This window comes from Psychrobacillus sp. 05T411, from assembly GCF_056396485.1.
Genome location: NZ_JBFTLO010000019.1, coordinates 23447 through 46721 on the forward strand (window position 1 = coordinate 23447; position 23275 = coordinate 46721).

Sequence of the window (23275 nt, forward strand, 5' to 3'; positions counted from 1 at the left end):
ATGAAGATTCTAGAAAATACGATAGGTATATTATCGGGCATTGCGAAATGGATTGGTATGGCTGTCATTATGGTTATGATGCTTATTACAACTATTTCTGTTGTTTGTCGATATTTAGGAATCACCTTTATAGGAGCAGTTGAAATTGTCCAGCTTACATTAGTAACGGCGATCATGTTCGGACTTGCTCATACTCATAGGGAAAATGGTCACATTTCTATCGGGCTGTTGGTGGATCATTTTCCGGTGAGAATTCAATATATGTTGGATATTATTGCAAATGTATTCACTCTTTTTGTCTGTTTATTATTTAGTTGGTTTTTCTTTCAATCAGCTATGGAAGAGGTAACTGGCATTGTGACAAGAACGGATTTATTAGCGATTCCGAAATATCCATTCAAGTTTGTAATTAGTATTGGGCTACTATTATGGGGGCTAGAAGCAATATTGAAAATAGTAGTTTCAGTTATTAGCTTCGGAAAGAATTCTCCAACTAATCTACAGGTGTCTAAGGAGTTGGATGAACTATGAGCGTTGAAATGATTGGTGTGATCGGTGTTCTAAGTATGTTTGTTTTGATGGCTTTAAGAGTGCCTATTGCGATAGCAATGGTACTGCCGGCTGTTGTTGGAATTTACTATTTAAAAGGTGGTGTTTCTTTAGCAACAACAATTGAATCCATTTTTTGGACTCAGAGTACGAATTATGCATTATCAACTATCCCGATGTTTATCCTAATGGGTGAATTCCTTTTTGTTTCTGGTGTTACCAATGACCTCTTTTATACATTTCGAAAATGGTTCGGTCACTTTCGAGGGGGAATGGCAATCGCTACAATCGGTGCTTCTGCAGGTTTTGCAGCAGCATCTGGTTCTAGTATTGCGACAACAGGGACAATCGGAGTGATTACAGCAAAGGAAATGTTAAAAGCTGGGTATGATAAAGCGTTAACAGGAGGGTCTATTGTAGCCGGTGGAACGCTTGGTATATTGATTCCCCCAAGTACTATTTTAATACTTTATGGGATGTTAACTGGTGAGTCTATTGGGAAGTTATTAATTGCCGGTATTATTCCAGGAATACTTTTAACTCTTTTATTCATTTTGACAATCGTTATTTCGGTTGCTCTGAATCCAAAACTTGCTCCTAAGGGGGAGTCTAGTAGTTGGAAAGAGAGATTTAGCTCACTCAAATACACTATTTGGATATTAGGATTATTTATCGTTGTAATTGGTGGAATGTATATCGGATTATTTAGTCCAACAGAGGCTGCAGCAGTTGGTGCATTCGGCTCTTTTCTAATCGCAGCGGTTAGAAGAAAAATGAGTTGGGAAAATTGTAAAATTTCACTTGTGAATACGTTAAAATCAACTGGGTTTTTGTTTGCAATTGTACTTGGTTCATTTAGCTTAAATCATTTGTTGGTTATTACGCATTTACCTGGGGCACTTGTATCATTTATAACGGATCTTGATATGTCCAAATGGATGATTTTTATCATCATTATCATTATTTACATCATTTTAGGAGCATTTATGGATTCCCTTTCCATGGTAGTAATAACTGTACCGATTTTACTTCCAGTTGTTCAAAGCTTAGGTTTTGACTTAATTTGGTTCGGTATTGTCGTTGTATTAGTAATTGAAATGGGGTTAATAACACCACCAGTAGGGATGAGTTGCTTTGTTTTGAATGGAGTTGTAAAGGAATTAGATTTAGGAACTATTTTCAAAGGTGCATTTCGATTCCTGATTCCAATATTAGTTCTACTGGCATTACTATATATTTTTCCAAACATTGTACTCTATTTACCGAATAAGATGTTCTAAATATAAGCAGAAGAGGTGTGATGGAAAATGGATTTAGGTTTGAAGGATAAAGTTGCATTAATAACGGGTGGTAGTAGGGGAATTGGAKTTGGGGCTGCACTTCAATTGGTAGAAGAAGGTGCAAAAGTTGCAATATGTGGGAGAAATGAGGAAGCGTTAATAGAAGCATCAAAAGATATTTATGAGCGCACCGGGATCCAACCTTTTCATGTAGCAGGTGATATTTCACAAGAGAAAGATTGTGAAAATATTGTCAATCAAACTGCTAATCATTTTGGGAGATTAGATATTTTAGTTAATAATGCAGGAACGAGTTCTGCAAATCCATTTGAAGAAGTAGATGCTTCGCTTTGGCAATATGATCTTGATTTGAAATTATTTGGGGCAATTCATTGTTCACGTTTTGCGATTCCATTTATGCGTGAAAATGGAGGTGGGGCAATCTTAAATGTAACTGCGGCAATAGCTAAAACACCACCTGCGTCTTCATTACCGACTACCGTCAGTCGAGCAGCTGGTATGGCATTAACTAAAGCAATGAGTAAAGATCTTGGTCCCGATAATATTAGAGTGAATACTGTTTGCATTGGTCTTATTAAGAGCGATCAAGTAGAAAAGTTTTGGAAAAATACAGCTCCGGAACTAACTTATGAAGAATATATTCGGGACGATAGACATCAAATTCCAATTGGTAGGATTGGTGATACGGAGGAAGCAGCAAAAGTGATTACTTTCCTAGTTTCAGAAGCTGCTTCCTATATTTCGGGAACATCGCTTAATATTGACGGCGGGGCTGCAGGAGTCTTATAGATTCTTAAGCATGTCTAATCTACTAGGAAGGGACGTACACTTATGAGTAATGCAAGGTTAGTTTCGTCAAATGATCGAGTTGAAGTCAAGAACTCACTACCTTTTACTTATGACGAGTGGGAAAGACTTGCACGTGAAAAAATGGATTTTGCTCCCTATTCATATCTTAAAGGTAGTGGAGGGATTGGGAGAACTTACAGCGCAAATTTAGAAGCTTTTAATAATTGGAAATTAAGCCCTAGAGTACTTCGAAATGTGGAAAATCGTGATTTATCGGTCGAGTTGTTCAATCAGACTTATAAAACACCATTTTTACTAGCACCGATTGGTGTACAATCTATTCTCCATGAAGAAGGAGAATTAGCCTCAGCTCGCGCTGCAAAAGAGATGGGAATCCCATTTATCGCAAGCACACTCACTTCTTTTTCATTAGAAGAGATAGCAAATGTGATGGGAGATGCACCAAGGTGGTTCCAATTATATTGGATTAAAGATGATGAAGTAACGATTAGTCTGTTAAAACGTGCTGAAAAAAGTGGATATAATGCAATTGTCTTAACAGTTGATCAAATTACAATGGGGTGGAGAGTGCAAGACTTAGAAAATGGGTACTCCCCTTTCAAACAAGGAATTGGACTAGCAAACTTCTTAGCAGATCCGGTTTTTTGTTCAAAATTAGTAGGAGACCCTCTAGAAGATAGAAAAGAGGCTTTAGATTATTTTTTAAGTATATTAATAAACCCTACATTAACATGGGATAATATCGCTTTTCTTAGAAAGCATACAAAGCTACCAATTATTATTAAAGGTATACTAAACCCTTTAGATGCGAAACTAGCTCTAGAAAATGGTGCCGATGGAATTATTGTTTCCAATCATGGAGGACGGCAAATCGATGGTGCAATTGCCGCAATAGACGCTTTGCCCCAAATATGTGACGTAGTTGAAGGTAATATCCCGGTATTAATGGATAGTGGTATTCGAACAGGTGCTGATGTTATAAAAGCATTTGCACTTGGCGCAACGGCAGTACTAGTAGGAAGACCCTTTGCATATGGACTTGCTGTAGCCGGAGAAGATGGGGTGAAACAAGTAATCAAAAATTTAATCGCTGATACAGATATTACATTAGCTTTATCTGGCTATGAGTCCATAGCTAATTTGGATCGATATTTACTAGTTAGATAGCATGGCATAGAAACTTTCTAACAAGTCAGTAGTAATGGAGGAAATACATTGAAATTCGATGAGTTTTCTATTGGAGATAATTTCTCTACTGAAGCAATTATAATGACAAAACAAGAGATTATTGATTTTGCAATGAAATACGATCCTCAATATTTTCATACAGATGAGGAAATGGCCAAAAGCACTCCTTTTGAAGAGATAATCGCTTCTGGATTCCATACACTTTCAGCAATTTGGGCTGCATGGATAAGGTTGGATATTATTGGTTCTGATGCGATAGCCGGCCTAGAAATGGAGCACGTAAAATGGAAACTTCCAGTAAGAGTGAATGATAAGTTAATAGGCAAATTTACAGTTGCCAAGAAAAGGAAGCTATCTGATGGTAAACGGGGATTAGTGACTTGGGATATAGCTATCAGTAACCAAAAGGCAGAAGAGGTATTAACTTTTTCCATTGTTGGGCTAATAAAAGCGAGCTGAAAAGAGAAAGGAAAATGTAAATGAGAGAAGCAGTTATTGTAGAAGCGGTTAGAACTCCATTAGGAAAAAGAAATGGAGCATTGGCGGGTATACGATCAGAAGATTTAGCTGCTAAAGCACTTGCTGAAGTAGTTAGGAGAGCTGGGATCTCTGCTGAATTAGTAGAAGATGTCATTATGGGCTGTGTGTCGCAAGTTGGAGAGCAGGCTTTAGATATAGGAAGACAGGCTGCACTAATCGCAGGTTTCCCTACAGAAGTTCCTGGAATTACAATTGATCGCCAATGCGGTTCTAGTCAGCAAGCGGTCCACTTTGCAGCACAGGCAATTATTAGTGGAGATATGGATGTTGTGATTGCTGCTGGAATAGAAAATATGTCTAGGGTACCAATGTTTTCAAATGCACAAGGGGTAGAATTTAGTGAGGAGCTAACTTCTAAATATGACATGATTAACCAAGGATTATCCGCAGAATTGATTGCTAAAAAGTGGGATATTAGTAGAGAAGAAATGGATGATTTTTCGTTAAAAAGTCATGAAAAGGCGGTTTCAGCCAGAAACAATGGTTATTTTGAAAAGGAAATCGTTCCATTAGAAGTCACACTTCCAGATGGTACAAAGACTGTGTTGAAGCATGATGAAGGGCCAAGGGATAATACTTCTGTAGAAAAACTAGCGGGATTAAAACCCTCTTTTAAAGAAAATGGAAACATTACTCCAGGTAACTCGAGTCAAATAAGTGATGGGGCGTCTGCACTTCTATTGATGTCACGAGAAAAAGCAGAAGAGCTTGGATTAAAACCTAGATTCCGTGTACTTGCTCGTTCGGTTGTTGGGTCAGATCCGACATTAATGTTAACAGGTCCTATTCCAGCAACTGAAAAAGTACTTAAAAAAGCGGGATTATCAATCGAAGATATTGATATTTTTGAAGTGAATGAAGCTTTTGCTTCTGTACCAATAGCATGGCTAAAAGAAACCGGGGCAGATGCTAGTAAATTAAACCCAAATGGTGGTGCAATCGCACTTGGGCATCCATTAGGAGCTAGCGGTGGTCGTCTAATGATAACGATGATACATGAATTGGAAAGAACTGGCGGACGTTATGGGCTCCAAACGATGTGTGAGGGTCACGGTATGGCAAATGCAACAATAATCGAAAGACTAGATGCATAGTATTAAAAGGTTTCTGTAATTTATTATTAGAATATTGAAATTATCGGGAGGGTAAACAATGAAAATAGAAAATAAAGTTGCGATTGTAACGGGGGGAGCTTCAGGGCTTGGTCTTGCAACTGTTGAAAAACTAATCGAACATGGTGCTAGAGTTGCGATTTTTGATATGAATGAAGAGAAGTCGAAAGAAGTGCAAGATAGATTAGGAGCAGATAGAGTGCTTGTTTTTAATACGGACGTAACAAACGAAGCCTCCGTAAAAGAATCAATAGACGAAACCTACAATCAGTGGGGTGGCATTCATATTTGTGTAAACTGTGCAGGCATTGCAGTCGGTGAAAAAACGTACGGAAGTAAAGGGCCATTCCGATTCGATGCATTTAAAAAAGTGATTGATATTAATTTGAATGGAACATTTAATGTATTACGTTTAGCAGCAGAAAAGATGGCGCTAAATGAAAGCACTGAAGAAGATGTGGATAGAGGTGTTATTGTAAATACCGCTTCTTGTGCTGCATTTGATGGGCAAATGGGGCAGGCTGCTTACTCTGCTAGTAAAGCAGGTATTGCAGGGATGACATTACCGATTGCAAGAGATTTATCTCAATATAATATCCGTATAAATACAATAGCTCCAGGACTATTTTTAACTCCAATGGCAGCTGGTCTACCAGAAAATGTGATGAAAACATTGGAATCACAAATGGAATATCCAAAAAGACTTGGAAGTCCTCCCGAATACGGGGCTCTTGTCGTTCATCTAGTTGAAAATGGTTATTTTAATGGAGAAGTTATTCGACTCGATGGGGCTTCACGATTACCGCCTAGATAATGTTAAGAGTGCAAGGAGGAAAGAAGATGAGTGTAAAAATGAAAGAATCATTGGAAAACGTTGAAATCCAAATGTTAAGAAAAAGTATTCAGGAGTTTGCTAAAAAAGAAATCGTCGATCATTATGATCAGTGGGAGAAGCAAGGGAATATTCCAAGGGAAATGTGGAATAAGCTTGGTGAACAAGGTTTTCTTTTAACTGAAATCCCAGAGCAGTATGGTGGTCTAGATACAACTTTTCTATACTCGGCTGTCATAATTGAAGAACTTTATAAAATGGGCTTCAATTCCATTGCAGCAAATTTATCTGTTCATGACATTATTATCGCGCAGTATATTTACAATTATGGAACGGAGAGTCAGAAGGCTTACTACTTACCTAAAATGGCTACTGGTGAACTCATTGGTGCGGTTGCGATGACAGAGCCAGGTGCAGGAAGTGATTTACAAGGGATAAAATCAACTGCAATCTATGATACAAAAAAGTCTATGTATAAATTGAGTGGAGCTAAAACATTTATAACAAATGGTCAGCATTGCGATTTTGTCTTATATGTAGCGAAGACGGATTTAGAGGCGAAACCATCTAGAGGAACAACCATATTTATCGTAGAAGTTCCGATTGAAGGGTTTGAGCGTGGAAGTAATTTAGAAAAAATCGGATTGCATTCCTGTGATACATCGGAACTTTTTTTTGATGAAGTATTTGTAAGTGAAAATGCCATATTAGGTGAAAAAAATAATGGTTTTAAGATTTTGATGAGTGAATTGCCACGTGAACGGCTTACAATTGCGATAAGTGCCGTTGCTTCCATGGAGGGGGCTTTAAATTTAACCGTCCAATATAGCAAGGAACGGGAGTTATTTGGGACAACTCTAGATACATTCCAAAACACTAGATTTGTTTTAGCAGATTTACATACGAAGACGAGGGTTCATCGTTCTTTTGTAAACGAATGCATCGAGTTAATGATGGATGATCAGTTAGATGCCACAACCGCAAGTATGGCAAAGCTTTCTTGTTCTGAAACATTAGGAGAAGTTGTTGATAAGTGCTTGCAACTTTTCGGTGGATACGGTTATATGATGGAATATCCAATCGCTCGTGCTTTTACAGATGCTCGGGTCCTGCGTATATATGGTGGTACTTCGGAGATTATGAAACAGATTATTAGTAAGGATCTTTTAGGGTAGGTATTTGGAAAAGTTGAAGGCCGATTATCATCGGTCCTCAACTTTTTTGTGGATAAAATATCCTTTTCCAACCAACCACGTCTAAATTCAAACTAAACCTATTTCCGATGCAAAACCACACAAAAAAAGACTAAAACTACAAAGGTTTTAGTCTTTTCAAAGGCTCACACATGAAATAATACAAGCTTCCCCGCACTATTTACTAAACGATGCGTCTTCTCTAGCAATCCTTTCTCCTCGATTGCTGCTTCCCCTTTTTGCTTCGCTTCCTCATCATTTTCGAAAGTCCATGTTTCTTCTACAATTAGCTTTCCTGTTGGTTCAAAGGCAGTAAATTTATACGATTTCATGAAAACACACCCCTTAATTTGTCTTAATTATATTATACATTAATAATTCTAAAAATAAATGTAAAGCAAGCTTGACAATAAATTAAATAGTAAAGTATACTTTATGTAAAGCTGGCTTTACAAAGAAGGTAGGAATTTGGATGGAAAATTTAGTGAGAGAAAAGCGAATGGCACTTGGGATGACACAAGATGAGCTATCGGTCTTGTTAGACGTTTCTCGACAAACAATAATTTCTTTAGAAAAGGGACGATATAATCCGTCTATTACATTAGCTTTTAAGCTTGCGAAATTATTCCAATGTACGATAGAAGAAATATTTATATTTAAGGGGGAATAGGTATGTATAATAATTTTGATTTATTATCATTTTTGTTAGGATTACCTTTAGCAATTGTGATAATAGCGGTAGTATTTTTGATCATGCGACGAATTGGAAAGCAAAAAAGATGGTTTGATGAGCGTTATGTAAGAATCCATGAAAAAGCCCGTTCTTTGTCTTGGATCGTTACAACGATAACTATATTATTCGTATGGATGATTATAACTTTTATGGAAGGACCGGGTTTAGCTTTTTTCTTAATGACGGCCATCTGGGTAATTCATATGCTCTCCTATGGAATTGGATCATTCATTGCTAATAGATCTAACTAAAAAACTGGAATGGAGGAGTTATGGAGATGAAAAGCAATACGAAACTAGCGTTAGATGTATCTTTATTTGCTTTGATTGGATTTCCGTTGATATTCCTGTGTATTTCATTGATGACAGATAATTGGAAGTTCTTATATTTTAGTATTTTCCCTTCTTTTTTAGCAGGATTCACCGGATTACTAGCATCCCTTCAGCAAATAAAAAAAGAACGTAATTATAATTAGAAAAAGATAGAAAAGATTGTATGCTATTCATTGTATGCAGTCTTTTCTTTATGATAAAATAAGAACAAATATTCGTTTTTTAGATGGAGTGGAACAAATGACAGAAATACGATTTCTTCATATAGCCGATTTACATTTGGACAGCCCTTTTAAAGGGATTTCTTCCATTCCACAAAGTAAGTGGAAGGATATACGTGAAAGTACATTTAACGCTTTTACAAATATAATCGAGTATGCAGTGGAAAATAAGCCAGACTTCATATTAATAGTTGGAGATATTTATGATGGGGAGAATAGGAGCTTACGTGCCCAAGCTTTATTTCAAAAAGGAATGGAAGCACTACAGGCAAAAAAAATTCCTGTTGTTATTTGTTATGGAAATCATGATCATTTAAGTGGGAATTGGGTGCGGTTCCAACTTCCAGACAATGTGCAAGTATTTGGAGAAAAAGTGGAGACAAAAACATTAAATATTAAAGGCGAAAAAGTCCATATATCGGGATTTAGCTATAAAGAGCGCCATGTTCTAGAAGGAATGCATAGCCATTACCCAGTCGCAAATGGACAACATATTCATATTGGTATGATGCATGGAAGTGTGGAAGGGAATATGGAGCATGATGTATATGCCCCTTTTCGGAAAAGTGATTTAATAGAAAAAGGCTATCATTATTGGGCACTTGGCCATATTCATAAGCGACAAACCTTGCATCATGATCCGCCAATTGTTTATCCAGGTAATACGCAAAGCCGTCACCGTAACGAACAGGGCTTCAAAGGTTTTTATGATGTTACATTAACGGAAAGTAAGGCAACGCTTCAGTTTGTCCCTTCCTCTGCATTTATATATGATGTGGTAGAAGTTTCTTGTGAGGGAATTGTTCATGCCAATGAATTAATAAACCGTCTGGAACAATCTCTAAACTCCTACAGGGAAGCAAAGGGAAACGCCATCGTCGAACTCACTTTGACCGATGTTTCGGAGGAAACAAGTGAGCTCATACAAGCATCATCTAAAGAAGAGTGGCTATCCCTTATTCAAGAAAGTTTGGAGATGGATCATGCCTTTATAATTGTAAAAGAATTACATGTAAATATACCTAAAATGGAACGAAAAGAATCGAATATGTTACTAGAAATGATGGAAGAATGGGATACTGCCGAATGGAAACATGTATTAAAAGATATATATGGGCATCCAAAAGGTAGTAGATATTTGCCTGCTATAGATGAACAGTTTATGGATGAAACGATGCAGGAAGCAAAAGAAATTCTTTCAAAAGTGGTGACAAGGGGTGAATAGTCAATGAAAATAGAAAAACTCCATATTTACGGTTTTGGAAAGCATGAGAATGTAGAAATCGATTTAATAGATGGTATTAATGTCTTTTATGGGGAAAATGAAGCCGGAAAGTCTACTATCCAACAATTCATCCTACATATGCTTTTTGGATTTCCACAAAAAAATGCGCAACTATTAAGATATGAACCGAAAAGTGGGGCCATGTATGGTGGAAGAATTCATTTAATAGATGAGTATGGGGCTCGTATCATAGTAGAACGTGTAAAAGGAAAAGCAAGTGGGGATGTCACGCTATACTTTGAAGATGGCACACGAGGCGGAGAGAAGGAACTTGCCAATTTACTTCATTCATACAGTCGCACAGATTTCGAAGCAATTTTTTCTTTTTCATTGATTCAATTGCAAGGATTCGAAAAAATGACAGAAGAAGAGCTAACAAGAACACTTCTCACTTCAGGAACGACGGGCATGGACATGCTAACAAATGTGGAGACTCAATTTATAAAAGAAATGGGAGAACTCTTTAAAGCAACTGGCAAAAAGCCATTGATCAATCAAAAAATAGAAGAGTTACGAGAATTGGAGTTTGAATGGAAGTCACAGATAGAAGAAGTACAAAAGTATGAGCCTTCCATCAAACGATTACATGAACTGGAACTTTTAATAGCGAAAATGATTGATCAAGAGAAAAATATTTCTGATGAATTACAACATTATTTACGCTGGAAGCAACTAAAGCCTATTAAAGAAAAAGAAATGGAGCTTGAACAAGCGCTAGAAAAAGTGAAGCATATAAACTTTCCAGTAGATGGAATTCGTCGCTATGAGTCCATCAAAGATAAAGAAATTAGTGTGAAAATTACGCTCGAGCAATTAAGAGAAGAACTTGCTATTACAACGAGCAACCACCAAGTCCTGACCTCAAAAGAATTAGAAGCACTACAATCCTATTTGAGTTATGAAACGCAGTGGCATGAGCTCAGAGCAAAGCGAATACAAATAGAAGAGGAACAAAGTAAAACATTGCAAAGTCAAATGCAACAACTATCTTTAGTAGGTGTGGATTGGGAGAAAAGTTTAAAGCATATTATGGATGCCGATGTGTCGATACAACAGGAGGATCAGCTCGTTTCAATCATCCAAAAACAAGAAGAACTAGAAAGACAGTTGCAACAAGAAACACGTTTATTGCAAATGAAACAAGAAGACTTCGATAAGCACCAAGCTCGTGTAAACGAATCGAAGCGAACGAGCAGATCATCTTCCCAGAACAAAAACGCCAGAGGAATAGCCCTCCTGTTTATAGGAATCATTATTATAATTGGTTTAACTTTTAGCTTCTTACAAGCGAATTGGATCATTGCCCTTATAACTGTTATTTTTAGTGCAATTGCATATATAGGATTCATGTTTATGCTGGAAACGATGCAACAAGCTGGAGACATGCAAAAGTATGAAAGTTTATTAATGAAGGAGCAGCAAACCTTAAAAGAGCAAATAGGTCAATTGGAATTTAGGATAGATAAACTCATACAAGAGCGGGAAGAAAACCAGCATTTAGTTTATGCATTTTTAAAAAGATATCATATTAGTGAACAGCTCTCACCTAGCTTATTGCCTAAAGTTTTTAATAGACTTCGAATCATTCAGGAACAACAACTAGAATTAGATCAAATGGAAACGAAATTATACGAAGTAACAACCGGACTTCAACAACTATTTGGACAAGCACAGGAAGCAGTAACTATCCATTTAATAGAAGATATGCTTTTTCATCAGTTACGAGACTATTACTTAACTGAAAAGAAAAAAGCAGAGGAACAGCAGTTTTCAGCCAAAAATATTACCCTACTGGAAACAAAACTACATGAAACAAGATTATTGCTTACTGCATACGAAGAAAAAATAGCCGAGCTCTTGAAAGAAGCAAAAGTAGAAAGAGAAGAAGATTATTACACTGCCTATCATTTACATGAAGAAAAACTAACACTCGAAAAGGAAATCGAACGGATCCAAATACAGTTAGGGGATCACCCTGTAAGTTTATACGATTATGAAGAGACTTTTGATCATGAATGTAATGAAAAACTGCAAACCCTTCAACAAGAACGGAACGAATTGCTAGAAGAAAAAGCAACCCTTTTATATAAAACCAAAAAGTTAATCGAAAACGATGAGCAAAGTGAAAAACTACAACAACTAGAACAAAAAAAGACGGAACTACACGAGCTAGTAAAAAAATGGGCTGCTTATAAAGCGGTTGTAGAAGCGATTAGAAAGACGATGATACAGTTGAAGGAAGAACGTCTTCCGGAAGTGTTAGAAAGTGCACAGCACTATTTTCAGACGCTTACAGGGCATTCATATGATGAGTTAATATTAGCGCCAGAAGGAAGCTTTGAAGCAGTGAAGGCAAATGGGCAGCGTTTCAAAATAGCCGAGCTTAGTCAAGCGACAAAAGAGCAAGCATATATTTCGCTTCGAATTGCACTTGCTGTTTCATTAAAAGAAAAAGCGGCATTTCCTATTATTATGGACGACCCTTTTGTACATTTCGATCGTTTCAGGCTGCAACACATGGTACAATTAATGACAGAGCTACAAAAAAATCATCAACTACTGTACTTTACATGTCATGAAAATATGCGATATGTCTGGAAAGAAGCACATATCGTCCAAGTAGCGGACATTTTAGCCGGAAGTGGAGGGAATGTGAAATGAAAGGTATTACACAACTACGAGTAGGGGATCCAGTAGATCATTTCTTACTAATCAAACAATCAACAAAAGGAATAACGACTGTTGGTAAACCATTTATGTCACTAGTTTTACAAGATAAGAGCGGCGATATCGAAGCAAAACTGTGGGATACAAATGAGGAGCATGAAAAACTGTACGCAGCTAGTCAAATCGTTCGCGTTGGAGGAGAAATTCAAGATTATCGAGGGAAGTTTCAGCTCCGCGTAAAAAGCATTCGACCAGCAAAATCGGATGAACAGGTAACGATTAATGACCTTGTACCATCAGCTGAAAAATCAAAAGAAGAACTTATGGAAGAACTGATGYAGTTTTTCTTCGAAATGAAAAATCCATTGATTCAACGAATTACTCGTCATTTATTAAAAATACATCAACCTGCTTTCATGACATACCCAGCAGCAACGAAAAATCACCATGATTATGCATCTGGACTAATCGACCACGTCGTATCCATGTTAAAGCTTGCCAAAGCATTATGTGATTTATATCCAACACTTAATAAAGATCTTCTTTATGCGGGGATTATTTTACATGATATCGGAAAGGTAATCGAATTATCTGGTCCAGTCGCAACAACATACACTACCGAAGGAAATTTGCTTGGCCATATTACGATTATGGTCAACGAAATTTCAAAAGCAGCAGATGAACTACAAATAGAAGGAGAAGAAGTAATGCTTCTCCAACATATGGTGCTTTCTCACCATGGTAAAGAAGAATGGGGAAGTCCAAAACGTCCAATGGTACGAGAAGCGGAGATCTTGCACTATATTGATAATATCGATGCAAAAATGAATATGCTCAATCGTGCATTAGATAAAACAAATCCTGGGGAGTTTACAGAGCGATTGTTCCCGCTTGAAAATCGTTCTTTCTACAAACCAACATTTGAATAATATAAAAAAGCGTAAAGGCACTTGTCCTTTGCGCTTTTTACATACATAATTACTTGCTTTCTTCCGTTGATGCATCTGCATCATCTGTAGTTGTATCAGTTTCAGTTGGTGCTGGAGTATCAGCAGCAGATAAAAATTCATCTAATGCTGTTTTTAAATCTTCATCCTTGATTTTGATATCAGCATCTTTCATCATTTTAGCTACTTTCGTTAATAGCGCTGAAGTATCTGCTTTTGCCAGCTTTAATTGTTTTTCAAGCTCTGCTTTTTTATCTTCGTAAGATTCTTCAATTTCACGCTTGTCCGTTACTTCAATGATGTGATAGCCAAAGCTAGATAAAATCGGATCGCTAAGGACACCTTCCTCTAATGCGAATGCACCTTCTAAGAATTGTGGATCCATATTTGTTGATTTGTTAAACCAACCCAAATCTCCACCGGTTGTTTGAGCTGCTTGTTCAACGGAATATTCTTTTGCAGCTTCTGCAAAGTCTTTTCCAGATTCAATTTCAGATTTCACCTTTTTAGCAGTCTCTTCATCTTCTACTACTATATGACGAGCTTGGATTTCATTTTTAATATTTTCGTATTCTGCTTTAATTTCATCTTCCGTTACATCTACGTCCTCAATTAATGCTTTTTCTTGCATTAAGTTAAGTTCTAAGAATTTTTTGTAAGAAGATTCTGTATAACCTTGTTGTGCGATGATTGTTTCGAAGTTATCGCCATATTGTTTCTTGTCTGCTTCTAATTGTGCGTTTACTTCATCTTCCGTTACTTTATACTTGGATGATAGCACTTTTTCAATCATTAGAAGTTGAAATGCTTGATCCCCGATTGATGCTTTCATTTCCTCATATAAATCATTCTGCGTGATATCTCCAACTTTAGAAGTAGCGATTACTTCGTCGTTAGCTGCTGAATCATTACTACAAGCGCCTAGTGCAAGAACGGATGCTGCAAGTGTAAATGTTAATACTGTTTTTTTCATGAAATTCTCTCCTAACTTCTTGTTGCTGCAGTTGTTACTATAACATAAACGAAATAAAAACAAAAATAGTTCCCGTTCATTTGCCTACCGATTGTTCAAAATATCGCATAGGATACATGGAAAAGGAGGTGTTTTTAAATGGGCGGACAATATAACGGTGGCGGTTATGGCTCTGGTTCTGGTTTTGCTTTGATTGTTGTTCTATTTATTCTTTTAATCATTGTAGGGGCAGCGTTTATCTACTAATGAAAACGTGAACTAAGATCGTGTAAAATCGATCTTAGTTCCCTATTTATTCTGTATAAAGAAAAATAGACAAAAAAGAAATGACCCTAAATCATTCTGATGATTTGGGTCCATTTTTTTCTCTTAAACTGTGTAAAATAGTTCTACATAGAAGGAAACAAGAAGAATCGTAATAAGTATGTTAATGGTACGAAAGATCTTCGGATGTTTTTCTTCTGGAATTTCTTTTGACATAACTAAGGCATATGTCATTCGATTTATTTGTAGCAAATAAAATGCTGAGAATAGAACTAACGTAAATATGATCATGTCCAGACTCCCTTCATATACTAGTAAGCATATCAAAGAAGATGTGAATTTTACAAGCGTTACTTCTTGCTAAGAATGTGTCGGAGTGATTAGTATTTCAAATCCAGCTTCCGTTTCTTCAATATATGCACTTTTTGGAGACTTGCTTAAATGTTTCACATATATTAAATCGATCAAACAAATACCGCAATGGTAGGCAAATAACATAGTGAAATAATGTGAAAAGATGGGGATTAGTAATGCCCCGACAATTAAAATAACATTAATAAAAATAAAAGGAGCTAGTAAAGAAAAAATAAATCTGTTTTTATTAATTGGTTCTACTACTCTAACAGATACGGTAGGTAAAAATCCAAATTGTTTTTTGTTTATGATCTTCACGTTATTACGAAACTTATAAAGTGGAATGAAGTGTAATAACTTGTGCAACGGATAAATACTTAAAAATGCTAGTGTAAATACTAGAAAATAGTCATCTGATTTATTTGTGTCGTTAATAATTCCTAACAAAACGTATGCGAAAGAAAAAACGATTATAACTAATAGAGAAGATAATAAAAATAACCTTTCTAAGCCATATTGTTTTTTTACATTAATTGTTTTCCAACAATGCAAAGTGTATGCAACTCCTATAAAGAGAATGAACTTCAGATACATACAATACGACTTTTGCTTTTAAAATGCAATACATAAATTATTAAAAAATATAGAGCGCTTACACGAAATAAAACTATTCTTTGTGGGTGAAGGATTCATCGATATTTTTAATAGAACGTTCAAATATTTCCATGAAGTCATCCCCATAAATATTTCGTATTACAGCCATTACATCTAAAAATTCTGGAAATTTACCGTACAATTGTTTCATTGAACGGGAGCCTTCGATAACAGAGTGCGGGGTATCATGATAGTTATCGTACATTTCGTCGAGTAATGTTTTTCCTTTTAGAGTAATCTCTACATAAGTGTTCCGTTTGTCGGCGTCTCTTTTAGAAAAAGCAAGTAAACCACGTTCTTCTAGCTTCTTGGAAAAATTAAAGGCAGTTGAAACATGCATAACCCCAAATTTTGCCACTTCGGATACAGTAGCACCTTGTAAATGATAAGAGATCCATAAAATATGGTGCTCATTAATATTCAAGTCATAAGGTTTTATCCATGCTTGCCAATCTTTTTCCACAGCTTTCCACAGTGCTTTTGATAGCTGAGCAATACGCTGACTATAGAGCATTGCTTCTTTCATCGTATAAAACTGTTCAGTCATATGAATACCTTCTTTCTCTATTATAATCTTTCAAATATTATAGCAAGAAAGTATGTAGCTGGATACATATTATCAAAAATAATTGATAGTTTCTAAACTAAAAATAGAAAAGTACAAGTGCATTATATTATTTGCTCGCCTTCTAGATAGAAGTCGATTATAAGAGCAACATACGTTATATAGAGATAATGCGTCTTAGTGCGTTGACTAGTAACCACTATGATTTTCGCTGCAGTCGTACGCTTTCCGCCGGGTGAGCGATGAGCCATTCCCGCCGCTTGCGCGTACGTTGGAACGTCTCATTTGCCCACTCATCCGGCAGGAGTCGACGCCTGCAGCGAAAATCAATAGAAAATGGCTTGCTTAATCAATATCAACTTGCTAAAAATAAATATTTATACAGTTTATGGAACTTTATTAACCAGTTAATGGATTAGGGGAACAGATCGTTCATTGAAAGCAACCAATTCCATTCCGAAAGCAATCAAATCAGCACGAGAGCAACCAAATTGCCAATGAAAGCAACCAATTCTTAAAATAGCTCTTTACTTGGATTGGGACAACGGTGACTAAGACGCATTATCCCTATATAGCGCTTAATATAAAAATAGAACATTTCTTGTTTTACGGCACACAAGAAATGTCCTATCTTATCTGAAAATGAACTTAGCTTATAGTAGCTTCTTTTTTCTTTGGTAATGCTTTTTCCATCTCTTCGATGGCGGATTGAATAGAAGAAATTTCTTCTTGCAGTTTTGCTTGTAGTGGGGCAGTTTCGTTTTTCCATTGCTCCACATCTGCTTTTATTTCTTCTATTGCATTTGGGATTACTTCTTTTGACTCTTTTGTTAGATTGCCGATTGAGTTTTTAAGATCTTGCATTTGATATTTAATATCAGATAGCTTGTCCCGAAAATCGTTTGAAGTTGATTTTAAGGAAATACGTACTTCACTACCTGACTTTGGAGTGGATAACAATACTGCAGTAGCTCCAGCTATCACTCCCGTTGCAACTCCTAAAAATAATGGTACTATTTTCATTTGAGTTCACCCCTTATGTAATATACTATTCCTTTTTATATCCTAATTAAAACATAATAAACGGAACAAAAAAAGCTTTCCTTCGAAAAGGAAAGCAATAATTTAAACTGTAAGGGCTGTTTCGAATTTGGAACGTTTGATCAACTTTCCGATAATTGGATAAATGATGAAAAATGCTATAGCGTTAATAGCAATTGCAGGAAGTACTACTACAACAAATAGTTCTCCAAATGCTGCACCTGCTMCAAAAACAAAAATCGCTGTTGATAAAAATACAGTTCCTGATACGAGCGTACCTACACATGTAAGCACGATAGCAACCGGTAACTTGTTGGCATATTTAGTAAGTAATAGTACTAATCCAAAGAAAACAAATGCTGTTACGGTTTTATCAATGATGTTTGGAACAAAACCACCTGGAAATGTAGAAAATAATCCAGAAATCACACCTGTTGAAACACCAAGTAAAAATACACTTTTTACTTCTGGGAATAACAAAATTCCGATAAACATCATCGTTAACATGAAGTCTGGTTTCATCCCACCAGCAAATCCAGGGATAATAATATACAGTACTGTACCGACCCCAATTAGTAGGGACATTAATACTAAGTTTTTCGTATTCAATTCTCATCTCTCCTCAGCTTTTCTAAGCTCAATTTGTTAAAATCCCTCTAACGTATCCTCTTGATCGTTAGCAAGAATCTTACTAGTGATTATAAGTCTTTTTTCCCGTAATTGCAATAACTAGTTTGCCAATTTTTCAGCTAATTCTTTTGCTAAGTCTTGAATAACTTCAGGTGTAAAGGTTTTTTCCTTTGTCATCCAAGTCGCACGGAAGCCATCCGTTTGATCATAACGAGGAATAAAGTGTAAGTGAAAATGGAAAACACTTTGTCCAGCAGGAGCGCCATTATTATTAAGCAAATTCATGCCGACAGGACCAAATGTTTCTTTCAAAGCAGAAGCTATTTTTGGAACTACTTTAAATAKATTACTCGCTTCTTCTTCCGATAAATCATATACATATTCTTTATGATTTTTTGGAATAACGAGCGTATGTCCTTTTGTAAGGGGCTGAATATCCATAAAGGCATAAACATGCTCATCTTCATAAATTTTCGCACTTGGAATAGAACCGTCAATTATTTTACAGAAAATACATTCACTCATGGAAAAACCTCCTATTCATTGTTACCAATAGTTTAGCATACAATAGGACAACTTAAAGAAGATTTTTCGTATAGGTTTTGGTAAACTATTTAGAAGAGATGAGGTGCGAGAGATGACAGTATTAGAACTAACTAACGTAACAGGTGGCTATACAAGAAAGCCAGTGCTACATGATTTAACTTTTTCCATTGGGAAAGGGGAGTTAGTAGGATTAATAGGATTGAATGGAGCAGGGAAGAGTACAACGATCAAACATATTATTGGAACGATGAACGCTGCAAAAGGGGAAATTCTGCTAAACGGAAAATCGTTAAAAGAAGATCCAGCAACGTATCGTACTTCTTTTTCGTATATACCGGAAACGCCCGTATTATACGATGAGTTAACATTAAAAGAACATTTAGAGCTCACTGCAATGGCTTATAATTTGGAACCAACCGTATTCGAAGCGCGAAAAGAGTCGCTATTAAAAGAGTTCCGCATGGAGAAACGATTAAATTGGTTTCCTGCACACTTTTCGAAAGGAATGCGCCAAAAAGTAATGATTATGTGTGCATTTTTAGTAAATCCTGATTTATATATTATCGATGAGCCTTTCGTAGGGCTAGATCCATTAGGTATTCAATCGTTGCTTGATCAAATGAAGGCAAGAAAAGACGAAGGTGCTTCTGTTCTCATGTCGACGCATATTTTATCGACAGCGGAGAAATATTGTGACCGAATCCTTCTGTTGCATAATGGGAAAATACGTGCACAAGGAACGATGGATGATCTAAGAATGGCTTTTAATAAGCCACATGCGACCTTAGATGATTTATATATCGAAATGACGAAGGAACAACAAGATGAACAATTTGCGTGAAATATGGAGTAAACGATTTGTCTACTATATAAATGAATTACAAAAATACTTAAAATTTATCGTCACTGGACATATAGCGATTGTATTTGTTTTCGTCATAGGTGCAGGGGGATATACCTATAGTGAATGGCTTAATACAGCTCCAAAGGATTTTCCCGCTTTTTTAGTTGTAGCATTCCTATTAAGTATTTTATTGGCAATGAGCACTCCAGTCACATTGATGAAGCACGCAGATAGTGTATATTTTTTACCGTTAGAAACGAAACTTAAAGAATATTTAAAACTTGCACTCAGATGGACCTATTTTTCATCTATTTTTCTATCGCTTGCGGCTTTTCTTGTTTCTATACCGTTACTTACGAAAGTTGCGAGTGCTACGAAAGAAGAAATCTTGTATTTCTTCATTTTTATTCTAGTGATGAAGTATTGGAGTATTCATACGGAATTTAATTATCGTTTTGCCTCGAATGGAAGATCAGTGTGGGTTGACCGTTTTATACGTTTTCTTTTGTTATTTGCAGCACTCTATTTCTTATTGAGTGGAAATTATGTATTTTTAATGGTGGTTGTTGTTATTCAACTGGTTTATACATTCGTTTGGCAGAAGAAAAAAAGCGAGGTTCCGTTTCCGTTTGATCATTTTATCGAAGTGGAACAATCCCGCATGATGCGCTTTTATCGATTTGCCAATTATTTCACCGATGTTCCGCATATACGAGGAATGACGAAAAGAAGAAAATGGTTGGATGTTGTTTATAACACAGTTCCATATGCGCAAAAAAATAGTCAACTATATTTAGTGTTGCGGACCTTTATCCGCACAAATGATTATTTCTTTTTATGGGTCCGACTTACGGCATTATCCGTTATAGGTGTCATTTTTATCCCGTTTCCGATTGTTGCCATTATTTTCACGGCTGCCCTTGCGTTTGCAACGGTTGTCCAATTGCGTCATGCCTTATTATCTGGACATGAATTTCGAATGGATCAGTTATTTCCAATTGATCCCGATGCTAGAAAACGAGCAGTCAATAAATTAATGCGCATGATTCAATTTGTACAAGCAATTTTTGCGCTTATCGTAGTGTTAATACAAGGTGAGTTCACGCTACAATTATTCCTAATACCTATTGCTGTGTACATCGTTTCAGAATTAACTATTCGAATGAGTAAGAAGTGAAAAAAGGCTGTCGATGGTGACAGCCTTTTTTTTTATTTCGTTTGATATTGAATAGCAGCTGTGCCTAATGTTTTTGCTGCAATAAGCATTGCACGTTCATCGAAGTCAAACTTTGGACTATGATGTGGGAAAGCTTCCCCTTCTGGCATTGCGCCTGTAAAGAAAAATGTCCCTGGAATCTTTTCCATATAATAGCCGAAATCTTCTCCGATCATTAGAAGCTCTGATTCTTTTACTAGTTCCACACCCGGTATGTCCCCTGCAACAGTTGCTAAAAACTCAGTTTCTTCTTTATGATTAATAACTGGTGGATACCCACGAGTATATTCGAGCGTATATGTACAATCAGCAGTAAGGCAAGTCCCTTTTAATACTCTTTCTAACTCACGCTCCATTAGATCTCTTACGTCCGCATCAAAGGTACGCACTGTGCCAGCTAGTTTTACATTGTCTGCAATGATATTAAATGCATTTTCTGCCACAAAAGAACCGACAGAAAGAACGGCAGATTGTGTAGGGCTTACTCTTCTTGCCACTAATTGCTGTAAGTTTACGACAAGTTGTGAGGCAACAACAATTGCATCGATTGCTTGGTGCGGATTAGCTCCATGTCCACCTTTTCCTTGAATTGTAATTTCAAAACGGTCCGCTGCTGCCATGATTGGTCCAGATTTATATTCGATAGATCCAAGAGGGAATAAAGACCATAAATGCGTACCGAAAATAGCATCGACCCCGTCAAGACATCCTGCTTCAATCATAGGTTTTGCTCCACCTGGCGCATATTCTTCCGCATGTTGATGAATAAATACATACTCTCCAGCTAACTCGTCTTTTAATTCATTAATTGTACGTGCAAGAATGAGCAAGGTTGCAGTATGTCCATCATGTCCACATGCATGCATCACACCATCTACCGTAGATTTATATGGGACGTCTTTTTCATCTTGAATAGGTAGTGCATCGAAATCAGCCCGTAGTGCCACTGTTTTACCAGGTAAAGCCCCTTTTACTCTTGCGACAACACCGTTTCCACCAACATTCGCTTGAAATGGAATACCTAAATCGGTATAAAAGTCTTGAATATACTTGGCTGTTTTTGTTTCTTTAAATGATACTTCAGGATGCATATGTAAATAACGACGAATTTCTACCATCTCTTCAAATGCACTATCTAATTTTTCTGTTAATTGTTTTGTCATAATGTTTAGCCTCCATTTATCTTTTTATTATTATAACAAAAAAAGAGGGCTATAGGCGCTCGGTAATAGAAACATTTCAAGCACAATTCTAAAATGATTCTATCACAGGGAATCTTTTGTTTTCAGAAAATTCTATAATGTGGTAGATTAATAGAACTGATATTGCGAAAACAAAAGTGCCTTAAGACAAAGGGGATTAAATTTTATGGGTTTTAAGGGTTTGATGTTAGGTCTTTTATTTACTGTTTTATATGCATCCGGAGCTGTTGCGATGAAATTTGGACTACAGTCTGCTCCACCACTAACACTTGCTACTCTGCGTTTTATTATTGCGGGGATATTATTGCTATTTTACATTTACGTATTGCAAAAAGGAAAATATAAAATGCCAAATAAGAGAGAGTTCGGGGTTTTATTTTGGTTAGGTTTGTTAAATACTTCCTTGTTTTTAGGATTGGGTTTAATAGCACTTCAAAGCATTTCCTCTAGTATTTTTAATCTTTTCGTGCCTGTAAATGCTCTACTTTATGCGCTACTTGCCTTTCTGTTTTTAAGGCAAACCATTCGACTTAAGGAATGGGGAGGCATAGTCATATCTCTTATAGGATTAGTCATCGCTTCCTATCCGTCTTTAGTAGGTAGTCATGCTACGATTGGCGGTATTTTACTTTTAGCTGTTGCAATTATGTCGATGGCTATAGGAAGTTTTGTTTACAAGAAAATGGATTTACAGTTACCATCTATTGTCATTAACACATGGCAGGTAGTTTTTGGTGGTCTTATTTTAGTGGTACCTACACTTTTTTTAGAGGCTGGACAACCAATTAGGCTAGATATAAATGTTATAGGTTATTTACTTTGGTCAGTTTTCGCTTTATCCATTTTTAACTTAAGCCTTTGGTTTTACCTACTTAAAAAAGACGCTATTATAGCAAACAATTGGTTGCTTTTAAATCCCGTAGCGGGTTATATTCTAGGGGCAATATTGCTAGGTGAACCTATTACACAGTTGGCTGTAATTGGAACAATTCTGGTGTTATTCGGTTTATATTTGTCAGGGAATTTTAGCATAAGACCTACCAAAGCAATAGTTACACAAGTTTCGAAAGTGAGCAGTGAGTAATATAAAATGCTTTTAGCTTTTAATTTCATATAATTACATTTGCGGAAGCCTTTCATCAGTTTACTAAACTGTCGGGAGATCTTTTCTTCTTTATTTTCGTCATTAATAGAAACATCCAAGTCTTCATAAACCATATGAAGCACCTCAGACTATATATAACTGTAATTTTTTATGGTAAAATATACTATATAA

Annotated in this window: 27 protein-coding genes; 18 read left to right on the forward strand and 9 right to left on the reverse strand. The window is 36.3% G+C overall.

From position 1 onward, the window contains the following. From AC1DFT_RS14680 to AC1DFT_RS14715, 8 genes are read left to right on the forward strand one after another with little or no spacing between them, the layout of a single operon-like run. Window positions 1-531 carry a TRAP transporter small permease gene (locus tag AC1DFT_RS14680; RefSeq protein WP_478159478.1) on the forward strand — a complete coding sequence of 177 codons (531 nt, stop codon included), beginning with the start codon at window positions 1-3 and terminating at the stop codon, window positions 529-531. Further along, entirely contained in the window at window positions 528-1829 is a 1302-nt protein-coding gene (locus AC1DFT_RS14685; protein WP_478159479.1) for a TRAP transporter large permease, read from the forward strand. The genes AC1DFT_RS14680 and AC1DFT_RS14685 overlap by 4 nt, the downstream gene beginning before the upstream one ends. 27 nt (window positions 1830-1856) lie before the next feature. Then, window positions 1857-2639 (forward strand): SDR family NAD(P)-dependent oxidoreductase, encoded by a 783-nt coding sequence (locus AC1DFT_RS14690; protein ID WP_478159480.1) that lies wholly within the window; start codon window positions 1857-1859, stop codon window positions 2637-2639. 42 nt (window positions 2640-2681) lie between these two features. Continuing rightward, window positions 2682-3827, forward strand: a complete 1146-nt coding sequence (locus AC1DFT_RS14695) for an alpha-hydroxy-acid oxidizing protein (protein WP_478159481.1) — start codon at window positions 2682-2684, stop codon at window positions 3825-3827. 48 nt (window positions 3828-3875) lie between these two features. Next, window positions 3876-4307 (forward strand): MaoC/PaaZ C-terminal domain-containing protein, encoded by a 432-nt coding sequence (locus AC1DFT_RS14700; protein ID WP_478159482.1) that lies wholly within the window; start codon window positions 3876-3878, stop codon window positions 4305-4307. 20 nt (window positions 4308-4327) lie between these two features. Continuing rightward, window positions 4328-5482, forward strand: coding sequence for a thiolase family protein (locus AC1DFT_RS14705; RefSeq protein WP_478159483.1), 1155 nt, complete (start codon window positions 4328-4330; stop codon window positions 5480-5482). Window positions 5483-5540: 58 nt separating this feature from the next. After that, entirely contained in the window at window positions 5541-6314 is a 774-nt protein-coding gene (locus tag AC1DFT_RS14710) for an SDR family NAD(P)-dependent oxidoreductase (protein WP_478159484.1), read from the forward strand. Between the two features lie 26 nt (window positions 6315-6340). Continuing rightward, the gene (locus AC1DFT_RS14715; protein ID WP_478159485.1) at window positions 6341-7507 is read left to right on the forward strand and encodes an acyl-CoA dehydrogenase family protein; all 1167 of its coding nucleotides are present in this window, start codon (window positions 6341-6343) and stop codon (window positions 7505-7507) included. Window positions 7508-7671: 164 nt separating this feature from the next. Here the strand turns inward: AC1DFT_RS14715 and AC1DFT_RS14720 are convergent, their stop codons facing one another. Beyond that, window positions 7672-7857: a YhzD family protein gene (locus AC1DFT_RS14720; protein ID WP_478159486.1), complete on the reverse strand. Its 186-nt coding sequence runs from the start codon at window positions 7855-7857 to the stop codon at window positions 7672-7674. Between the two features lie 140 nt (window positions 7858-7997). Here AC1DFT_RS14720 and AC1DFT_RS14725 point away from each other — a divergent pair, with 140 nt between their 5' ends. The 6 genes from AC1DFT_RS14725 to yhaM all read left to right on the forward strand — a co-directional run bounded on the left by AC1DFT_RS14725 (window position 7998) and on the right by yhaM (window position 13692). After that, window positions 7998-8195, forward strand: coding sequence for a helix-turn-helix transcriptional regulator (locus AC1DFT_RS14725; RefSeq protein ID WP_478159487.1), 198 nt, complete (start codon window positions 7998-8000; stop codon window positions 8193-8195). A gap of 2 nt (window positions 8196-8197) precedes the next feature. Next, window positions 8198-8509: a DUF2178 domain-containing protein gene (locus tag AC1DFT_RS14730; RefSeq protein ID WP_478159488.1), complete on the forward strand. Its 312-nt coding sequence runs from the start codon at window positions 8198-8200 to the stop codon at window positions 8507-8509. Between the two features lie 26 nt (window positions 8510-8535). Next, window positions 8536-8733, forward strand: coding sequence for a hypothetical protein (locus AC1DFT_RS14735; protein ID WP_478159489.1), 198 nt, complete (start codon window positions 8536-8538; stop codon window positions 8731-8733). Window positions 8734-8830: 97 nt separating this feature from the next. Then, window positions 8831-10036 (forward strand): metallophosphoesterase family protein, encoded by a 1206-nt coding sequence (locus tag AC1DFT_RS14740; RefSeq protein WP_478159490.1) that lies wholly within the window; start codon window positions 8831-8833, stop codon window positions 10034-10036. A gap of 3 nt (window positions 10037-10039) precedes the next feature. Beyond that, window positions 10040-12757, forward strand: coding sequence for an ATP-binding protein (locus AC1DFT_RS14745; protein WP_478159491.1), 2718 nt, complete (start codon window positions 10040-10042; stop codon window positions 12755-12757). Next, window positions 12754-13692, forward strand: coding sequence for a 3'-5' exoribonuclease YhaM (gene yhaM / locus AC1DFT_RS14750; RefSeq protein ID WP_478159492.1), 939 nt, complete (start codon window positions 12754-12756; stop codon window positions 13690-13692). Before AC1DFT_RS14745 ends, yhaM begins: the two co-directional genes overlap by 4 nt. A 49-nt stretch (window positions 13693-13741) precedes the next feature. Here yhaM and AC1DFT_RS14755 read toward each other — a convergent pair whose 3' ends face one another. Further along, complete coding sequence (locus AC1DFT_RS14755; protein WP_478159493.1) at window positions 13742-14683, reverse strand: peptidylprolyl isomerase; 942 nt, start codon at window positions 14681-14683, stop codon at window positions 13742-13744. 138 nt (window positions 14684-14821) lie between these two features. Between AC1DFT_RS14755 and AC1DFT_RS14760 the strand changes: the two genes are divergently transcribed. Then, complete coding sequence (locus tag AC1DFT_RS14760; RefSeq protein ID WP_478159494.1) at window positions 14822-14929, forward strand: YjcZ family sporulation protein; 108 nt, start codon at window positions 14822-14824, stop codon at window positions 14927-14929. A gap of 123 nt (window positions 14930-15052) precedes the next feature. On the opposite strand, the gene AC1DFT_RS14765 is transcribed toward AC1DFT_RS14760, so the two are convergent. The 6 genes from AC1DFT_RS14765 to AC1DFT_RS14790 form a co-directional block, all read right to left on the reverse strand. Then, window positions 15053-15238, reverse strand: a complete 186-nt coding sequence (locus AC1DFT_RS14765; RefSeq protein WP_093270511.1) for a hypothetical protein — start codon at window positions 15236-15238, stop codon at window positions 15053-15055. 69 nt (window positions 15239-15307) lie between these two features. Then, complete coding sequence (locus tag AC1DFT_RS14770) at window positions 15308-15853, reverse strand: DUF3267 domain-containing protein (RefSeq protein WP_478159495.1); 546 nt, start codon at window positions 15851-15853, stop codon at window positions 15308-15310. Between the two features lie 115 nt (window positions 15854-15968). Next, the gene (locus AC1DFT_RS14775) at window positions 15969-16502 is read right to left on the reverse strand and encodes an HTH-type transcriptional regulator Hpr (RefSeq protein ID WP_478159496.1); all 534 of its coding nucleotides are present in this window, start codon (window positions 16500-16502) and stop codon (window positions 15969-15971) included. Window positions 16503-17168: 666 nt separating this feature from the next. Continuing rightward, on the reverse strand, window positions 17169-17543 hold the full coding sequence (locus AC1DFT_RS14780; protein WP_478159497.1) for a YtxH domain-containing protein: 375 nt from the start codon (window positions 17541-17543) through the stop codon (window positions 17169-17171). 102 nt (window positions 17544-17645) lie between these two features. Beyond that, window positions 17646-18170, reverse strand: coding sequence for a tryptophan transporter (locus AC1DFT_RS14785; protein ID WP_478159498.1), 525 nt, complete (start codon window positions 18168-18170; stop codon window positions 17646-17648). Between the two features lie 120 nt (window positions 18171-18290). Beyond that, window positions 18291-18716: an HIT family protein gene (locus tag AC1DFT_RS14790; RefSeq protein WP_478159499.1), complete on the reverse strand. Its 426-nt coding sequence runs from the start codon at window positions 18714-18716 to the stop codon at window positions 18291-18293. A gap of 112 nt (window positions 18717-18828) precedes the next feature. On the opposite strand from AC1DFT_RS14790, the gene AC1DFT_RS14795 reads away from it, so the two are divergent. Both AC1DFT_RS14795 and AC1DFT_RS14800 read left to right on the forward strand, forming a co-directional pair. After that, window positions 18829-19578: an ABC transporter ATP-binding protein gene (locus tag AC1DFT_RS14795; RefSeq protein ID WP_478159500.1), complete on the forward strand. Its 750-nt coding sequence runs from the start codon at window positions 18829-18831 to the stop codon at window positions 19576-19578. Then, window positions 19562-20758 (forward strand): ABC transporter permease, encoded by a 1197-nt coding sequence (locus tag AC1DFT_RS14800; protein WP_478159501.1) that lies wholly within the window; start codon window positions 19562-19564, stop codon window positions 20756-20758. The genes AC1DFT_RS14795 and AC1DFT_RS14800 overlap by 17 nt, the downstream gene beginning before the upstream one ends. Before the next feature lie 32 nt (window positions 20759-20790). Here AC1DFT_RS14800 and AC1DFT_RS14805 read toward each other — a convergent pair whose 3' ends face one another. Beyond that, on the reverse strand, window positions 20791-21960 hold the full coding sequence (locus AC1DFT_RS14805; protein WP_478159502.1) for a M20 metallopeptidase family protein: 1170 nt from the start codon (window positions 21958-21960) through the stop codon (window positions 20791-20793). A 205-nt stretch (window positions 21961-22165) separates the two neighbouring features. Here AC1DFT_RS14805 and AC1DFT_RS14810 point away from each other — a divergent pair, with 205 nt between their 5' ends. Next, window positions 22166-23083 carry a DMT family transporter gene (locus AC1DFT_RS14810; RefSeq protein WP_478159503.1) on the forward strand — a complete coding sequence of 306 codons (918 nt, stop codon included), beginning with the start codon at window positions 22166-22168 and terminating at the stop codon, window positions 23081-23083. Window positions 23084-23275 lie beyond the last annotated feature (192 nt).

What these genes read in the sequence shown, in the direction of transcription:
- AC1DFT_RS14680 (WP_478159478.1), top strand. Translation starts at nt 1, where the DNA reads ATGAAGATTCTAGAAAATACGATAGGTATATTATCGGGCATTGCGAAA.
- AC1DFT_RS14685 (WP_478159479.1), top strand. Translation starts at nt 528, where the DNA reads ATGAGCGTTGAAATGATTGGTGTGATCGGTGTTCTAAGTATGTTTGTT.
- AC1DFT_RS14695 (WP_478159481.1), top strand. Translation starts at nt 2,682, where the DNA reads ATGAGTAATGCAAGGTTAGTTTCGTCAAATGATCGAGTTGAAGTCAAG.
- AC1DFT_RS14705 (WP_478159483.1), top strand. Translation starts at nt 4,328, where the DNA reads ATGAGAGAAGCAGTTATTGTAGAAGCGGTTAGAACTCCATTAGGAAAA.
- AC1DFT_RS14710 (WP_478159484.1), top strand. Translation starts at nt 5,541, where the DNA reads ATGAAAATAGAAAATAAAGTTGCGATTGTAACGGGGGGAGCTTCAGGG.
- AC1DFT_RS14715 (WP_478159485.1), top strand. Translation starts at nt 6,341, where the DNA reads ATGAGTGTAAAAATGAAAGAATCATTGGAAAACGTTGAAATCCAAATG.
- AC1DFT_RS14720 (WP_478159486.1), bottom strand. Translation starts at nt 7,857, where the DNA reads ATGAAATCGTATAAATTTACTGCCTTTGAACCAACAGGAAAGCTAATT.
- AC1DFT_RS14725 (WP_478159487.1), top strand. Translation starts at nt 7,998, where the DNA reads ATGGAAAATTTAGTGAGAGAAAAGCGAATGGCACTTGGGATGACACAA.
- AC1DFT_RS14730 (WP_478159488.1), top strand. Translation starts at nt 8,198, where the DNA reads ATGTATAATAATTTTGATTTATTATCATTTTTGTTAGGATTACCTTTA.
- AC1DFT_RS14735 (WP_478159489.1), top strand. Translation starts at nt 8,536, where the DNA reads ATGAAAAGCAATACGAAACTAGCGTTAGATGTATCTTTATTTGCTTTG.
- AC1DFT_RS14740 (WP_478159490.1), top strand. Translation starts at nt 8,831, where the DNA reads ATGACAGAAATACGATTTCTTCATATAGCCGATTTACATTTGGACAGC.
- AC1DFT_RS14745 (WP_478159491.1), top strand. Translation starts at nt 10,040, where the DNA reads ATGAAAATAGAAAAACTCCATATTTACGGTTTTGGAAAGCATGAGAAT.
- AC1DFT_RS14755 (WP_478159493.1), bottom strand. Translation starts at nt 14,683, where the DNA reads ATGAAAAAAACAGTATTAACATTTACACTTGCAGCATCCGTTCTTGCA.
- AC1DFT_RS14760 (WP_478159494.1), top strand. Translation starts at nt 14,822, where the DNA reads ATGGGCGGACAATATAACGGTGGCGGTTATGGCTCTGGTTCTGGTTTT.
- AC1DFT_RS14765 (WP_093270511.1), bottom strand. Translation starts at nt 15,238, where the DNA reads ATGATCATATTTACGTTAGTTCTATTCTCAGCATTTTATTTGCTACAA.
- AC1DFT_RS14775 (WP_478159496.1), bottom strand. Translation starts at nt 16,502, where the DNA reads ATGACTGAACAGTTTTATACGATGAAAGAAGCAATGCTCTATAGTCAG.
- AC1DFT_RS14780 (WP_478159497.1), bottom strand. Translation starts at nt 17,543, where the DNA reads ATGAAAATAGTACCATTATTTTTAGGAGTTGCAACGGGAGTGATAGCT.
- AC1DFT_RS14795 (WP_478159500.1), top strand. Translation starts at nt 18,829, where the DNA reads ATGACAGTATTAGAACTAACTAACGTAACAGGTGGCTATACAAGAAAG.
- AC1DFT_RS14800 (WP_478159501.1), top strand. Translation starts at nt 19,562, where the DNA reads ATGAACAATTTGCGTGAAATATGGAGTAAACGATTTGTCTACTATATA.
- AC1DFT_RS14805 (WP_478159502.1), bottom strand. Translation starts at nt 21,960, where the DNA reads ATGACAAAACAATTAACAGAAAAATTAGATAGTGCATTTGAAGAGATG.
- AC1DFT_RS14810 (WP_478159503.1), top strand. Translation starts at nt 22,166, where the DNA reads ATGGGTTTTAAGGGTTTGATGTTAGGTCTTTTATTTACTGTTTTATAT.